This window comes from Mesorhizobium sp. P3_A2, assembly GCF_056403115.1.
In genome coordinates, this window is sequence record NZ_JBFUGC010000015.1 from 79,834 (window position 1) to 93,968 (window position 14,135).

Annotated in this window: 14 protein-coding genes; 5 read left to right on the forward strand and 9 right to left on the reverse strand. The window is 62.3% G+C overall.

Features of this window, described 5'->3' with window-relative positions:
- Positions 1-141 precede the first annotated feature (141 nt).
- Positions 142-555 (forward strand): hypothetical protein, encoded by a 414-nt coding sequence (locus tag AC1DXM_RS27705; protein WP_477238137.1) that lies wholly within the window; start codon positions 142-144, stop codon positions 553-555.
- Here the strand turns inward: AC1DXM_RS27705 and AC1DXM_RS27710 are convergent.
- Positions 552-1,025: an Lrp/AsnC family transcriptional regulator gene (locus AC1DXM_RS27710; RefSeq protein ID WP_112395099.1), complete on the reverse strand. Its 474-nt coding sequence runs from the start codon at positions 1,023-1,025 to the stop codon at positions 552-554. The genes AC1DXM_RS27705 and AC1DXM_RS27710 overlap by 4 nt on opposite strands.
- Positions 1,026-1,181: 156 nt before the next feature.
- On the opposite strand from AC1DXM_RS27710, the gene ald reads away from it, so the two are divergent.
- On the forward strand, positions 1,182-2,297 hold the full coding sequence (gene ald, locus AC1DXM_RS27715) for an alanine dehydrogenase (protein ID WP_477238139.1): 1,116 nt from the start codon (positions 1,182-1,184) through the stop codon (positions 2,295-2,297).
- A 492-nt stretch (positions 2,298-2,789) separates the two neighbouring features.
- Here ald and AC1DXM_RS27720 read toward each other — a convergent pair whose 3' ends face one another.
- From AC1DXM_RS27720 to AC1DXM_RS27750, 7 genes are all read right to left on the reverse strand, one after another.
- Positions 2,790-3,632, reverse strand: a complete 843-nt coding sequence (locus tag AC1DXM_RS27720; RefSeq protein WP_477238141.1) for a PhzF family phenazine biosynthesis protein — start codon at positions 3,630-3,632, stop codon at positions 2,790-2,792.
- A gap of 340 nt (positions 3,633-3,972) precedes the next feature.
- A complete protein-coding gene (locus AC1DXM_RS27725) occupies positions 3,973-4,440 on the reverse strand; it encodes a DUF1203 domain-containing protein (RefSeq protein WP_477238143.1) in 468 nt (155 codons plus the stop codon).
- Between the two features lie 144 nt (positions 4,441-4,584).
- Positions 4,585-5,154, reverse strand: a complete 570-nt coding sequence (locus AC1DXM_RS27730) for an OmpA family protein (protein ID WP_477238145.1) — start codon at positions 5,152-5,154, stop codon at positions 4,585-4,587.
- A gap of 96 nt (positions 5,155-5,250) precedes the next feature.
- A complete protein-coding gene (locus tag AC1DXM_RS27735; RefSeq protein WP_352558829.1) occupies positions 5,251-5,814 on the reverse strand; it encodes a GNAT family N-acetyltransferase in 564 nt (187 codons plus the stop codon).
- Positions 5,815-5,819: 5 nt separating this feature from the next.
- Complete coding sequence (gene sseA, locus AC1DXM_RS27740) at positions 5,820-6,671, reverse strand: 3-mercaptopyruvate sulfurtransferase (RefSeq protein WP_477238148.1); 852 nt, start codon at positions 6,669-6,671, stop codon at positions 5,820-5,822.
- Positions 6,672-6,710: 39 nt separating this feature from the next.
- The gene (locus AC1DXM_RS27745) at positions 6,711-7,454 is read right to left on the reverse strand and encodes an alanyl-tRNA editing protein (protein ID WP_477238150.1); all 744 of its coding nucleotides are present in this window, start codon (positions 7,452-7,454) and stop codon (positions 6,711-6,713) included.
- Complete coding sequence (locus AC1DXM_RS27750) at positions 7,454-8,488, reverse strand: cysteine synthase A (RefSeq protein ID WP_477238152.1); 1,035 nt, start codon at positions 8,486-8,488, stop codon at positions 7,454-7,456. Before AC1DXM_RS27750 ends, AC1DXM_RS27745 begins: the two co-directional genes overlap by 1 nt.
- Positions 8,489-8,704: 216 nt before the next feature.
- On the opposite strand from AC1DXM_RS27750, the gene AC1DXM_RS27755 reads away from it, so the two are divergent.
- Positions 8,705-9,526, forward strand: a complete 822-nt coding sequence (locus AC1DXM_RS27755; protein ID WP_477238154.1) for an SDR family oxidoreductase — start codon at positions 8,705-8,707, stop codon at positions 9,524-9,526.
- Positions 9,527-9,698: 172 nt separating this feature from the next.
- On the forward strand, positions 9,699-10,673 hold the full coding sequence (locus AC1DXM_RS27760; protein ID WP_477238156.1) for an alpha/beta hydrolase: 975 nt from the start codon (positions 9,699-9,701) through the stop codon (positions 10,671-10,673).
- Between the two features lie 97 nt (positions 10,674-10,770).
- Here AC1DXM_RS27760 and AC1DXM_RS27765 read toward each other — a convergent pair whose 3' ends face one another.
- Complete coding sequence (locus AC1DXM_RS27765; RefSeq protein WP_477238158.1) at positions 10,771-12,207, reverse strand: DEAD/DEAH box helicase; 1,437 nt, start codon at positions 12,205-12,207, stop codon at positions 10,771-10,773.
- Positions 12,208-12,597: 390 nt separating this feature from the next.
- Between AC1DXM_RS27765 and AC1DXM_RS27770 the strand changes: the two genes are divergently transcribed.
- Positions 12,598-14,130, forward strand: a complete 1,533-nt coding sequence (locus AC1DXM_RS27770) for an acyl-CoA carboxylase subunit beta (protein ID WP_477238160.1) — start codon at positions 12,598-12,600, stop codon at positions 14,128-14,130.
- Positions 14,131-14,135 lie beyond the last annotated feature (5 nt).

A 14,135-nucleotide genomic window follows, 5' to 3' on the forward strand; every position in this document is an offset into this window, starting at 1 on the left:
TCGCTGTGACAAAAATCCGACTTGGTCGACCAATAACATGATCGTCGAGGAGACAACGGAGCACCGTTTCGACAGGCGCACTGGGCGAATCCAACAGTGTCCAGCCGCTCTTGAATTGGCTGCGTCACAACGGATGACAAGATGATCGGACGAACCATAGCAACTGCCCTCGCAATTGCGTTTTCCTTTTCGCCTGCGCATGCGCAACCACGGCATCGTTTGCCGAGCGGCTATAAATGGGGCCGCTGCCTGCTTGTTGTTGACGGCCAGACCCGCATATCCGGAAAGTGCTCCTATCAAATCGAGAAGGGCGGCGATTTTAATATCCAGGGGCCTCGGCAGGTTTTTGCAGGTATCGACTATCCCGATCCGCATAGTGGCGCTGGTGAAATGTCCGAAGATTACTGGGCAGTTGTAAACAAGGACGGTGATGTCTGGGAGGGCTATGGGAACTCCGACATTCGCGCAACGCACGGTGATGAACGCTGGGAAGAACTTCGCCGCGAAGGCGCGTGCTATATCGGGAAGGACGTCCGGATCTGCCTTTGGCGTTAAGCCAGTTCCGGCTTCATGCCCATGGCCGTGCGATCGACGATCTCGCGCAAGGCAAATGACGAATTGATCTTGGTCACATGCGGCATCGCCGACAGCCATTCCTTGTGGATGCGCTCATAGTCGACCAGGTCCTTGGCGGCGATGCGCAGGATGTAGTCGTATTCGCCCGACATCAGGTGGCAGGACAGCACATTCGGGCAGCGCTTGATCGCCGCCTCGAAATCCGACAGCGTCTTTTCGAATTGTCCCGACAGCGATATGTGCACGATCGCCGTCATCTGGTGCCCGAGCGCTGCATTCGAAAGCCGGGCGTGATAGCCGCGAATGGTCCCGGATTTCTCCAGATTGTCGAGCCGCCGCGAACATGCCGACTGCGACAGGCCGACCCGCTCGGCGAGCGCCGCATTGGGTATGCGCCCATCCTTCTGCAATGTCTCGAGAATGGCGATATCGATCCTGTCGAGCGGCATTTTTCGTGATTCCTGCGAAAATCATGCAATTTGGCGCAACGATTATCGAAGCGCGCGATCCCGCGCAAGCGCATTCGCAAACATCTGCGCAACGATTCGTGGTTCACTGTGTTCATACAGGGAACGAGCCCAAAAGGGCCGGGTCAGGAGAAGACAATGCGCGTCGGTTGCCCCAAGGAAATCAAGAACCATGAATACCGCGTCGGCCTGACGCCCGGCTCGGTCCGCGAATATGTCGCGCACGGCCACGAGGTGCTGGTCGAGACCGGCGCCGGCGCCGGCATCGGCGCCGACGACAATGCCTACCGCGCTGCCGGCGCCACCATTGCCAAGACCGCCGCCGACGTGTTTGCCAAGTCGGACATGATCGTCAAGGTCAAGGAGCCGCAGCCCAATGAATGGGCGCAGCTGCGCGACGGCCAGATCCTCTACACCTATCTGCACCTGGCTCCGGATCCGGAGCAGACCAAGGGCCTGCTCGCCTCCGGCGTCACCGCGATTGCCTATGAGACCGTGACCGACGACCGCGGCGGCCTGCCGCTCTTGGCGCCGATGTCGGAAGTCGCCGGCCGCCTGTCGATCCAGGCCGGCGCCACAGCGCTGCAGAAGGCCAATGGCGGCCGCGGCGTGCTGCTCGGCGGCGTGCCCGGCGTGCTGCCCGGCAAAGTCACTGTGCTCGGCGGCGGCGTCGTCGGCCTGCATGCCGCCCGCATGGCCGCCGGCCTTGGCGCCGACGTCACCATCATCGACCGTTCGATCCCACGCCTGCGTCAGCTCGACGACCTCTTTGCCGGCCGTGTCCACACCCGTTATTCCACTGTCGAGGCGCTGGAAGAAGAATGCTTCTCCGCCGACATCGTCGTCGGCGCCGTGCTCATCCCGGGCGCGGCGGCACCCAAGCTGGTGACCCGCGAAATGCTGTCGGGCATGAAGAAGGGCTCGGTGCTGGTCGACGTCGCCATCGACCAGGGCGGCTGCTTCGAGACCTCGCATGCTACCACCCATGCCGATCCGACCTACGAGGTCGATGGCGTCATCCATTACTGCGTCGCCAACATGCCTGGCGCCGTGCCGGTCACTTCGGCGCACGCGCTCAACAACGCGACGCTGCATTATGGCCTGCAGTTGGCCGACAAGGGCCTGAAGGCGCTCGTTGACGACCATCATTTGCGCAACGGGTTGAATGTCCACAGGGGCAAGATCACCAATCGCGCCGTCGCTGAGGCTCTCGGCTATGAGCTGGTAGAACCCAAGGCGGTCCTGGCCGCTTGATCTGACTTAAGCATTTTGCCTCCCCTCACCCGCCGGTTGTACCGGCGGGTTTTTTCTTGGCCCGCCCCGCCCACAAAACGCCCACTCCAAGGCCGTGTCATCGGCGAAGCGCTCCGCCAAAAGCCCGTCGGTCAATTCCGGCGGGCTTTTTCTTTGCGTGGAACAAAGTCGGCAACAAAAAAGCGGAGCCAAAGCCCCGCTTCCTCAGTCGCCGAGATTCCCGCCGGTTCATCCGCGGTCGGCAAATCCATCGACACTGACCTTTTAGCGCGTGAGTACGACGGGAGTACGACAGCTCCGGCTATGGCTGCCATGCCGGCAACGATCGCTTCTGTAATCCGAGTTGCAACGTCAACCCCCTTTCTTCGGGGCGGATGTCCGGTTTCGGGTAGAAGCGGCCACCCCAAGAGCAAGCGCGGGCGTCTCACTTTGACCCACAACGGTCATCGGCCTGTCATGGCGTAGGGTCCGTCGGCCCCTCAGAAGGGCTCACTACAAGCTGAGTGTACCTTCAATCAGGAAGCAAGTCTGACCGCCGATCCAAACGGTTTCTGCTGCGCTGTCATAACGGATCGACACCCTCCCGCTGCGACCAATGCACGTGCCTTGTGCCACTGTGATAGGTCGTTGCCATTCGCCGGAGCCATATTTCCATCTGGCGATAGCAGCATTCAAAGAACCCGTAATCGGGTCTTCGCTCATTCCGCTCGATGCTCCCAGCATGCGGACCTCGTAGTCGCATTCGGAGCCGGCTGCGTGCGCTCCGATTAAACCGACGCCAAGGAATTGGGGATATCGTATCTTCGCGGAATCCACCGCCAATACATCGGCGGCGCTTGCAAGTTCAATCACCTGCCAGACCGGTCCATTGGATAGTTGCGCTGTGCGCAATATGCGGTCGGGCGTGAGGCCAAGGGCGGACATAATTGCTTTGAGCTTATCATCCGGGAGAGGCACGACGGTCGTCTTGGGGGCAGCGAAAGCAGGAATGGGGCCGCTTAAGTCGATGTCGACGATCCCAACACCGCATTCCTGTTTGACCACGCCTTGAATCTTCGGTCTTCCGCCTGAACGGAGCCATGCCGCGCAGCTTCCGAGCGTCGGATGCCCAGCGAAGAGCATTTCCCGCGCAGGCGTGAAGATGCGCACCTTGTAATCCGCTTCGGTGGCGGTCGGCGACATAAGAAAAGTTGTCTCAGCGAGATTCGTCCAGGCGGCGAAGCCCTGCATTGCCTCATCTGAAAGGCCCTCCCCATCAATGACGACGGCGAGCCCATTTCCTTTAGTAGGTACAGACGTGAATACGTCGCATTGAACAAATCGTCGACTGATCATGTCGGTGGCTCCCTACGAGTGATCCGCAGCCGGACAGCATGGTTCTTAGCCAATTGTACCGGCGTGGTCCATTTCCGAATCTGGCACTTTTCTGACCGCCGCATCAACCCGAGCACAAGATTAGCGAGTGGCCGGGATCGGATTACCCCAGCTCGCACTGTGTGAAGTGCTTCACATCAGGCAATCGAAAAACCTGCGCAGACAGATATCGCCAACTTGACGGCCCCAGCCGCCTCCCGAACGCCTGATGTCTCCTATGCAGGCCTCTTCGGCGGCAGCTTCCGTCACACGGCTCCCAACTGCCCGCCAGACGACCGGCGGGCATTTTTTTGCGTCGCCGTCACGCGCGCTCGATGCGGCACTGATAGCAATTGTTGCGCGCCGATCGGACATGGACATAGGCGATGTCATCGCGCTCAAACAGCGTCTTCGCCCGCGCCGCAATGGCGCCCGTCGGGATGACGCCGCCACTGCCATAGACGATGCGGTCATCGGCTCCATAGCCGCGCACGATATAGTCGCTGCTCTCCAGCATATCCGGCAGCGCTTCTGTCTCGGCGGCGCGTTCGCACTCCTGCGCATGTAGAAAGATGGGTCCGGTCTCGGCATAGGGCTGCAACGCAGGAAACGGCCGGTAGGCCAGGATCAGATAGCCATCGCCTTCGGCGACGTTTCTCAGGCAATGCCGGCACGGCACGCCGTCACCATCGGAAATCCTGCGTTCGGGCGTCTGCCCATAGGCGTCCGGACCGCCGCGCTGCAGCGCTCTCACGTCTTCTGTCGGCAAGGCTTTGAACTGAACGGTCATGGCTGAATCTCCGGTGTCTTTGATCTGAGAATATGCCGCCACGCAGGTGCCTCCCACCCGATTCCTGCCAAGGCTGTGAGACCGCCAGCAGCTCGACCATTTCAAGCCGGACTGCTGAAGCGTTGCTTCAGAAACCTGTGCTCGTCAGCGGATGAAATCGTCGAAGCGGCGCAGCGTCACGCGGCGGTTGCGCCAGTTCTCGTCCTGGGTCTGCACCAGCAGGAATTCCTCGCCATAACCGACGGTTTCCAGCGCATAGCCCGGCACGCCGAATTCGCGCACCAGCGTGCGCTTCAGCGAGGCAGCGCGTTGCTCCGACAGGACCTGGTTCGACTGGAAGGAGCCAACCGCATCGGTGTGGCCTTCGATCAGCACACGGGCGCGGGGATCGCGGCGCAGGATGCGCTCCAGCGCGTCGGCGATGTTCTCGATCTTGCCGTATTGCGAACTGGAAATGGCCGCCGAGCCAAAGGCGAAATTGATGGACTGGATGTCGATCGAGCGCGCCTGGCGCCTCAGATCCGGCCGCCGCTTGAATTCGCGGATGGTGACGCGCTGGTTGGGGCGCAGTTTCACCCGGGGCGCCGCGTCGAGCTGTCGCTCGATCGTTGCCGCCGACGGCGTGGTTGCCTGTGCGGCGGCCAAGGTCGGCCCAAGGGTCGGCAGTGCAAATGCAGCAATCAGCGCCGCGGCAAATGTACGTCGGCTCAGCATATCTTTCTCCTCGGCAATGGTCGCGTCAGTGTTGACGCCACCATGGCAAAGGCAGTCTGAAGCGCCGATGAACGGCTGGTTCAGCTTTCGGAGAGATTAGGGACGCATGACGCTGGCCGAGCGCTCGGCAAAAGGCAGCGGATGCACGGTCTCCTTCTTTTGCGCCACCGGCGCAAAGCCGAGCTTCTGGTAGAGCGGCAAGGCGGCCGGATGGTCGAGCGTACAGGTCTGCACCGTCACCCGTTTCGGCCCGTAGGACCAGGCGGCGGCGATCGCCGCGCCCAGGAACCAGCGGCCGATACCTTGCCCGGTCGCATGCTCCATCATGCCGAAATAAGCGAGCTCGACCTCTTCCGGCAGATGCGGCTTGAGGTCGAAGAACCCCGCCGGCGCGCCGTCGAGATAAAGCACCCTGATGTCGCGGTCCTCGCGGTGAATGCCGGCCGCAAGCTCGTCATCGTCCAGCCGCAGCACATTGACCCAATGCCATTTGCGCCCCACCCGATCCATCAGGTAGCGGTAGAAATGCAGCGGAATGTCCTTGGTCTTCAACAGCGCGATCTGCTTGTTGTAGGGCACCGGCGGCGAATAGGCCGGCGGTACATGCATTTCCAGAAACGTCACCGTAACCTCGATGTCGTCCAACACGCCGTTTTCCATCGCCATCATTCCTTGCCCGTCACCACGGGCGTGTCGGCCAGCCCGCCCCATTCGGTCCATGAGCCGTCGTAGAGCCTGTTGTCGGTGTGGCCGAGCGTCTCCAGCGCCAGCGTAACGACAGCCGCGGTGATGCCGGAGCCACACGAGGTGACGACAGGCTTCGACAGATCGATGCCGGCATCCTCAACGGCCTTGCGCAGCCTATCCTTCGACAACAGCTCGCCATCTTGCGACAGCGCCGAATAAGGCAGGTTGCGCGCGCCAGGCATGTGACCGGAGCGGACACCGGCGCGCGGCTCGGGTTCGGTTCCGGTGAAGCGGCCGGCGCCACGGGCGTCCGCAATCTGGCTCTCTTTCGTTTCGACGATGCGGCGCATGTCGGCGAGGCTGGCGACCCGGGCGGCATCGAAATCGACATGAAACACATTCGGCGCGATCTTCGTTGGTTCCGCCGTCACCGGCCGGCCCGCCGCCTTCCAGCGGTCGAAGCCGCCGTCCAGCACATAGACCTGGAACACGCCCATGACGCGGAACATCCACCAGGCGCGCGGCGCCGAGAAGAAACCTGGACCGTCATAGACGACGATGGTGTCGTCGGCCGAAATGCCCATCGTGCCGACATATTGCGCGAAATGCTGTGGCGAAGGCAGCGTGTGTGGCAGCTTGGCATCCGGGTCCGAGGCCGCATCGTGGTCGAAGAAGCGCGCGCCCGGAATATGCGCCGCCTCATACTCGGCGCGCGCATCGCGCTTTTGCGCCGGCAGATACCAGGACGCATCGACAATCGTCAGGCCGGGCTCACCAAGACGGCTCTGCAACCAGTCCGCATCGACGGTAAAAGGGCTGTCATCGGCCATTCTTTTTCTCCCGCCCCGCGCACGCGAAGCATCTTGGTTTCAAGCCACAGGCATCGGTCCGAAGCGAATGCGAAAACGCCGGTTCTCGCGGCCCTTCTTTTCGATCTTGCCGATGTGGATCTCGCCGACCTCGCCGGTGCTTTTGACGTGGGTGCCACCGCAGGGCTGGCTGTCGACCGAAGCGTTGTCGCCGATGCAGACCAGGCGGATTTTGCCAGTGCCGACCGGCGGGCGGACATTCTTCGACTTCACCAGGCCCGGATTGGCCGCCAGTTCCTCGTCGGTGATCAGCCTGATGAAGATCGGATGATCGGCCCGCACCAGCTCCATCAACCCGGCGGTGACATCCTCTTTGGTGAAGCCGGCATCGGGAGCGTCGAAGTCGACACGGCTGTCATCCTCGGAAACCGAAGCACCGGTGATCGGAAACGGACAGACGACGGTGAGCAGGTGGCAGGCGGCATGCATGCGCATCAGGAGATGCCGCCGTTCCCAGTCGATGGCGATTTTTATCCGTTCGCCAACCTCCGGCACCGGCTGCTCCGGCGCCGGCACATGGATGATCTCGTCCTTGGTCTCGCCGGTGATGGTGGCGGCAATAGCGATGCGGCTGCCGTCGGCGCGCTCTAATGTGCCGGTATCGCCGGGCTGGCCACCCGATGTGGCGTAGAAGATCGTCCGGTCGAGAATGATGCCGCCACGCTCGTTGATCGCGACCACCATGGCTTCGGCCGTCTTCAAATAGGCGTCGTCGCGAAACAGCGCTTCGGTCTTGTGCGCCATCAGGCGACCTTCTCGTAGGGCACCGAAATTGTGCTGCGCTCATCCATCCAGCCCGGCACAGGCAGGTTCTTCTCGCGCAGGAATTCCGGGTTGAACAGCTTCGACTGATAACGCGTGCCATAGTCGGCAAGGATGGTCACGATGGTGTGGCCGGGGCCAAGCTCGCGCGCCAGCCGGATCGCGCCAGCGATATTGATACCGGTCGAGCCGCCGACGCACAGGCCCTCTTCCTGGATCAGGTCGAAGACGATCGGCAGCGCTTCCTCATCCGGAACCTGGAACGAGACGTCCGGCGTGAACCCTTCGAGATTGGCGGTGATGCGCCCCTGCCCTATGCCTTCGGTGATCGAGCTGCCGACGGACTTCAATTCGCCGCTGGTGTAGTAGGAGTAGAGCGCGGCGCCGAGCGGATCGGCGAGCGCGATCTTGACGTCCTTGCTTTTGGCCTTCAGCCCGAAGGCGACGCCAGCCAGCGTTCCGCCCGAACCCACAGCCGAGACGAAGCCGTCGACCTTGCCGCCGGTCTGCGTCCAGATTTCTTCCGCCGTGGTGCGGATATGGCCGTCGCGATTGGCGACATTGTCGAACTGGTTGGCCCAGATCGCGCCGTTCGGCTCGGAACGCGCCATCTGCTCGGCCAGCCGCCCCGACAGTTTCACATAGTTGTTGGGGTTCTTGTAAGGCACCGCCGGCACCTCGATCAGCTCGGCGCCAAGCAGCTTGATCGTATCTTTCTTCTCCTGGCTCTGCGTGTCGGGAATGACGATCACGGTGCGATAGCCCAGCGCCTTGGCGACCAGCGTCAGGCCGATGCCGGTATTGCCGGCCGTACCTTCGACGATGACGCCGCCCGGCTTCAACAGCCCGCGCTGCTCGGCGTCGCGGATGATGAACAGGCCAGCGCGATCCTTGACCGATTGGCCCGGATTCATGAACTCGGCCTTGCCCAGAATCTCGCAGCCGGTCAGCTCCGAAGCCTTGTTGAGCCGGATCAGGGGCGTGTTGCCGATCGCTTCGATCACAGAACGGGGCATCCGGGATTCCTTCATGTAGCTGCGGCGAGACCCTAGAAACCCGAAGCTTGCGTTTCAAGGCAAGAATTCGCCTGGTCCAGTCGCATTTCGGGTACTGCAATCTCCTGCCGCCGGATGGCGCGCGATGAAGATCATTTCAACCTTGTGCGGAAAAGCACTCTTTTCATTCGATTTTTTCACCGCTAGAGCACTGATGACAGATCGGCAGGGCGCAGCATGACACTATATCGGGCCAACCCGAAGCACGGCGTCGCCTGGATCACCGGCGGCAGCAGCGGCATCGGCCGTGCTCTGGCCAAGGACCTTGCGGCAAAGGGCTTCGTCGTCGCGGTGAGCGCGCTTGACGAGCATCCGATCGACACGCTCATCGTCGAGACGGCACAGATGCCGGGACGCGTGGTGGCCTATCCCTGCGACGTCACCGACGAGCCGCGCATGGCAAGCACTGTGGCGGCAATCGAAAAGGATCTCGGCCCGATCGTGCTCGCGGTCTTCAATGCCGGCAACTACATCGCCACCCCCGGCGAAGACCTTAGGGTCCGCGACTTTCGCCAATCCTTCGAGGTCAACTATTTCGGCATTATCAATGGTCTCGTCCCGCTGATGGAGCGCATGCGCATCCGCGCGCGCGGCCATATCGTGCTTGTCGGCTCGGTGACCGCCTATTTCGGCTGGCCGACCACGGCGGCCTATGGCGGTTCGAAGGCGGCGATCAACATCCTGGCCGAGTCGCTGAAATACGATTTCGACAAGATGAATGTTCGCGTTCAGGTGATGAATCCGGGCTTCATCGACACACCGCTGACCGAAAAGAACATGCTGCCGATGCCGGGACTGATGCCGGTCAACCGCGCCTCGCGACGCATGCTGCGCGGCATCGAGTCCGGCGGCTTCGAGGTCACCTTCCCGCGCCGGCTGAGTTGGGGGCTGAAGCTGCTGGCGCTGCTGCCGAGGCCGGTCTGCCGCTGGTTCATCAGTACCGCGACCCGCTGGCAGGGGCGGCCACTGAATTTCGATCGCAAGCCGCCGAACGACTAGAGCAATTCCAGGAAAAGTGTGAGCGGTTTTCCGTCCGGAATTGCGTAAAAACAAAGAGCTAGAGCGGTTCACCGTTTCCGTAAAACGGTGAACCGCTCTAGCTGTCCACAGGCCGGCTGTTGCTTGGGTGCAGCAGCCGCCATAGGTTGAGATTTGTTGCGTGGAGTCTGCGATGGGGCGACGGATCGTGCTTGCGGTGCTGGGCGTCGTCGTCATCCTCATCCTGGCCGTCCTGCTTGGTCCGCGCGTTCCCGTCGACACCACGATCCATTTCGATCCCAAAGTGATCGGCGATGATCCGCAGGCCTATCTGGCGCGTGAAGAGGCGGCCGTGCCCAACATCCGCGACGGGCTTGAGAAAGAAATCATCTGGGCCGACCCGATGGTTCACGCCAAGACGCCGCTGGCGATCGTCTATATCCACGGCTTTTCGGCGTCGAAGGGCGAGGTTCGACCGCTGGCCGACGAGGTCGCCGACCAGCTCGACGCCAACCTTTTCTACACCCGCCTCACCGGCCACGGACAGGACGGCGCGGCGATGACGCAAGGCAGTGTCAATGCCTGGATCAACGACTATGAGGAGGCGCTCGCCATTGGCCGGGCCATCGGCGACAAGGTGATCGTCATCGGCACCTCGACCGGCGGCTCGCTGGCGGCATGGGCGGCGACGGAGCCTGGCGCATCGGACGGCGTCGCCGCAATCGCGTTCATCTCGCCGAATTTCGGTGTCAGGGCTTCAGGCGCCGAGCTGTTGACCATCCCCTGGGGCAGGCAGATCGCCGAACTCGTCGGCGGCAAGGAGCGCAGCTTTCCGACCCGCAATGCGCTGCACGAGAAACTCTGGACGCACACCTATCCGATGGCGGCCGTACTGCCGATGGCAGCATTGACCGAGCTTGCCTACGCAGCACCGGTGGAGAAAGCGACGATACCGGCCCTGTTCATCTTCTCTGATTCAGACAGCGTGGTGCGGGAAGACCGCACCCGCGAGATCGCCGGCCGCTGGGGCGCCGCGCACGAACTGGTGCCGGTCGACGACAATGGCGATCCCGACAACCACGTCATTGCCGGCGACGCGCTGTCGCCGTCGACCACGGCATTCCTGGCGCAGCGGATTGTGGTCTGGGTGAAAGCAATTACCGAGTAGCCGCAAAACGAAAAGGACGGCCGGAGCATTGCTCGGGCCGTCCTCATTTCAACAGTCAGCAATCAAGCCAGGCGCGACGCGCCTGGCCGATTGTCGATCAGGCAGCCCGCGCCGCGGGCCGCTTGCCGCCGAAGCGACGCTTGTTGTTACCCTTGAAGGGCTTGGCGCCTTCCGGCTTGCGCTCACCTGCACCTGCAAAGGCCGGCTTGTCACCAAAACGCTTCTTGCCGAAGCCGTTGTTCTGGCCACCGGGCCGCCTGCCGTCGCGACGGCCATTGCGGTCGTTGCGATCGTTGGCCGGCTCGAAGCGCTCGTTCTTTTCAGCCGGATTGCGCACCGGATCGGGGCTGCCGAGATGGTCGGCAACGATCGGCAGCTTGCTGCGGATGATGCGCTCGACCTGGCGCAGCTTGCTGTTTTCCGAAGGATCGCAAAGCGTGATTGCAATGCCGTCCATGCCGTTACGGCCGGTGCGGCCGATGCGGTGGACATAGCTTTCCGCCTCATCCGGCAGGTCGAAATTCACAACATGGCTGATGCCGGGGACGTCGATGCCGCGCGCCGCAATGTCGGTGGCCACGAGAATGCGCACCGAGCCCTCGCGGAAATCGTTGAGCGCCTTCTGGCGGGCGTTCTGCGACTTGTTGCCGTGGATGACGGCGGCCTTGAAGCCGTCGCGCTCGAGGTCCTTGGTCACCCGGTCGGCGCCATGCTTGGTGCGCGAGAAGATGATGACGGACCTCATCGCTTCGTCGGCGAGCATCGACGACAGCACCTGGCGCTTCTGCTTGGTGCGGGCAAAGACGACGCCTTGCACGATTTCGGCGGCCGCGGTGCTTTGCGGCGCGACTTCGACGCGGATAGGGTTCTTCAACAGGCCCTTCGCCAGCTCGGCGATTTCATTGGGCATGGTGGCCGAGAACAGCACCGTCTGACGGTCGGGCGCGGTCGCCTTGGCGATGCGCTTGACGTCGTTGATGAAGCCCATGTCGAGCATGCGGTCGCCCTCGTCCAGCACCAGCCATTTGGTGTCGGAGAGAATGAGGTCACCCTCGCGCACCAGGTCGGTCAGACGGCCGGGCGTGGCGATCAGGATGTCGACGCCGGGCGCAACCTTCTTCACCTGGCTGAAGCGCGAAACGCCGCCAAGCACAAGCGCGGTCGAGACATGCGCGCCCTTGGCGAGGATCTTGATGGTGTCCTCGATCTGTACGGCGAGCTCGCGCGTCGGCGCCAGGATCAGCGCACGGGTGGTCTTGGCCCGGCGCTTGGTGCCGAGCGCGATGATCTTTGACAGGATCGGCAGCGCGAAGGCCGCGGTCTTGCCGGAGCCGGTCTGGGCGATGCCGAAAATGTCACGGCCTTCCATCTGCGGCGGGATCGCCTGCGTCTGGATCGGCTTCGGCTCGGTGAAGCCGGCGCCGTGCGTCGCCTTGAGCAGCGCGCCGGTGATACCAAGGGCTGCGAAACCGGTGAGTTCCGCAGTGTTACCGGCCGCAGTGTTGCTACCGGCTGATGTGTTTTCGTTGGTCAAAATAGTCTTCTTTCACGCGGCCTTAGCCGCAAACATCGATGGCGGCAGGGCGCAACCTGCCGTCGAAAAATTTGATATGAAACGACAAGGCGGGCGGACGGTAACGTCCACTCGGCTGCGCTGTCGTGCCCGCAGGCATCATGCCACGGGGCTTTTCCGCCACCTTGCCGTTCAACCGGAAAGAGGGAAAACAGACGCAACCAGTCTCATTTGTCGAGAAGGCCGGAATCTCCCGGCCCAAGCGCCTATGGGCTGCATATGGCTGAGTTCGTCCCGGAATGCAAGGGGCGTCATGTTGCAGTGCAACAAAATCGAAGGCGAAAGCGGCGCTTGCGCCCGCCTGCAGGCACCATTACCACAAAGACAGCTTCCATTTCTGGGGACCGAGAGATGAAGGACGTGCTGAAGGAACTCGAGCGCCGCCGCGACATCGCCCGCTTGGGCGGCGGCCAGGCCCGCATCGATGCCCAGCACAAGAAGGGCAAGCTCACCGCCCGCGAACGCATGGAGGTGTTTCTCGACGAAGGCTCGTTCGAGGAGTTCGACATGTATGTCGAGCATCGCTCGACCGATTTCGGCATGGAGAAGACCAAGATCGCCGGCGACGGCGTCGTCACCGGCTGGGGCACCGTCAACGGTCGCCCGGTCTATCTCTTCGCCAAGGACTTTACCGTGTTCGGCGGTTCGCTGTCAGAAGCGCATGCCGAGAAGGTCATCAAGGTGCAGGAGATGGCGCTGCGCAACCGCGCGCCGATCATCGGCCTCTACGATGCCGGCGGTGCCCGCATCCAGGAAGGCGTGGCAGCCCTTGGCGGCTATGCCGAGATCTTTCAGCGCAATGTGCTCGCGTCCGGCGTCATCCCGCAGATATCCGTCATCATGGGCCCATGCGCCGGCGGCGATGTCTATTCGCCTGCGATGACCGACTTCATCTTCATGGTCCGCGACACCTCCTACATGTTCGTCACCGGGCCGGATGTGGTGAAGACCGTGACCAACGAGACGGTGACCGCCGAAAGCCTGGGCGGCGCTTCCGTCCACACGACAAAGTCCTCGATCGCCGACGGTGCCTACGACAATGACGTCGAGGCGCTGCTTCAGATGCGCCGGCTGGTCGATCTGCTGCCGGCCTCCAACACGTCGGAGCTTCCCGAGATCGAATGCTACCAGTCGGTCACCGACCATGATCTGTCGCTCGATCGGCTGATCCCAGACAACGCCAACAAACCCTATGATATCAAGGAGCTGATCCTCAAAGTTGCTGATGAAGGCGATTTCTTCGAGATCCAGCAGAACTTTGCCAGGAACATCGTCACCGGCTTCGGCCGCGTCGAGGGCCGAACGGTCGGCTTCGTCGCCAACCAGCCGATGGTGCTGGCCGGCGTGCTCGATTCCGACGCCAGCCGCAAGGCGGCGCGCTTCGTGCGCTTCTGCGATTGCTTTTCGATCCCGATCGTCACCTTTGTCGATGTCCCCGGCTTCCTGCCCGGCACCGCGCAGGAATATGGCGGGCTGATCAAGCATGGCGCCAAGCTGCTGTTCGCTTATGCCGAAGCGACCGTGCCGAAAATCACCGTCATCACCCGCAAAGCCTATGGCGGCGCCTATGACGTGATGGCCTCGAAACATCTGCGCGGCGACATGAACTATGCCTGGCCGACGGCGCAGATCGCGGTCATGGGCGCCCGAGGCGCGGTCGAGATCATCTACCGCAAGGATATCGGCGATGCGGAGAAGATCGCAGCGCATACAAAGGCTTACGAGGATCGCTTCCTGTCACCCTTCGTCGCCGCCGAGCGCGGCTATGTCGACGAGGTGATCATGCCGCACTCGACTCGCCGCCGCATTGCCCGCGCGCTCAGGATGCTGCGCAACAAGGACATGCAGAACCCCTGGAAGAAGCACGACAACATCCCGCTGTAGTCTCC

What these genes read in the sequence shown, in the direction of transcription:
- AC1DXM_RS27745 (WP_477238150.1), bottom strand. Translation starts at nt 7,454, where the DNA reads ATGGCGCACAAGACCGAAGCGCTGTTTCGCGACGACGCCTATTTGAAG.
- AC1DXM_RS27770 (WP_477238160.1), top strand. Translation starts at nt 12,598, where the DNA reads ATGAAGGACGTGCTGAAGGAACTCGAGCGCCGCCGCGACATCGCCCGC.
- AC1DXM_RS27710 (WP_112395099.1), bottom strand. Translation starts at nt 1,025, where the DNA reads ATGCCGCTCGACAGGATCGATATCGCCATTCTCGAGACATTGCAGAAG.
- AC1DXM_RS27760 (WP_477238156.1), top strand. Translation starts at nt 9,699, where the DNA reads ATGGGGCGACGGATCGTGCTTGCGGTGCTGGGCGTCGTCGTCATCCTC.
- AC1DXM_RS27750 (WP_477238152.1), bottom strand. Translation starts at nt 8,488, where the DNA reads ATGCCCCGTTCTGTGATCGAAGCGATCGGCAACACGCCCCTGATCCGG.
- AC1DXM_RS27705 (WP_477238137.1), top strand. Translation starts at nt 142, where the DNA reads ATGATCGGACGAACCATAGCAACTGCCCTCGCAATTGCGTTTTCCTTT.
- AC1DXM_RS27735 (WP_352558829.1), bottom strand. Translation starts at nt 5,814, where the DNA reads ATGGAAAACGGCGTGTTGGACGACATCGAGGTTACGGTGACGTTTCTG.
- ald (WP_477238139.1), top strand. Translation starts at nt 1,182, where the DNA reads ATGCGCGTCGGTTGCCCCAAGGAAATCAAGAACCATGAATACCGCGTC.
- AC1DXM_RS27720 (WP_477238141.1), bottom strand. Translation starts at nt 3,632, where the DNA reads ATGATCAGTCGACGATTTGTTCAATGCGACGTATTCACGTCTGTACCT.
- AC1DXM_RS27755 (WP_477238154.1), top strand. Translation starts at nt 8,705, where the DNA reads ATGACACTATATCGGGCCAACCCGAAGCACGGCGTCGCCTGGATCACC.
- AC1DXM_RS27725 (WP_477238143.1), bottom strand. Translation starts at nt 4,440, where the DNA reads ATGACCGTTCAGTTCAAAGCCTTGCCGACAGAAGACGTGAGAGCGCTG.
- AC1DXM_RS27730 (WP_477238145.1), bottom strand. Translation starts at nt 5,154, where the DNA reads ATGCTGAGCCGACGTACATTTGCCGCGGCGCTGATTGCTGCATTTGCA.
- sseA (WP_477238148.1), bottom strand. Translation starts at nt 6,671, where the DNA reads ATGGCCGATGACAGCCCTTTTACCGTCGATGCGGACTGGTTGCAGAGC.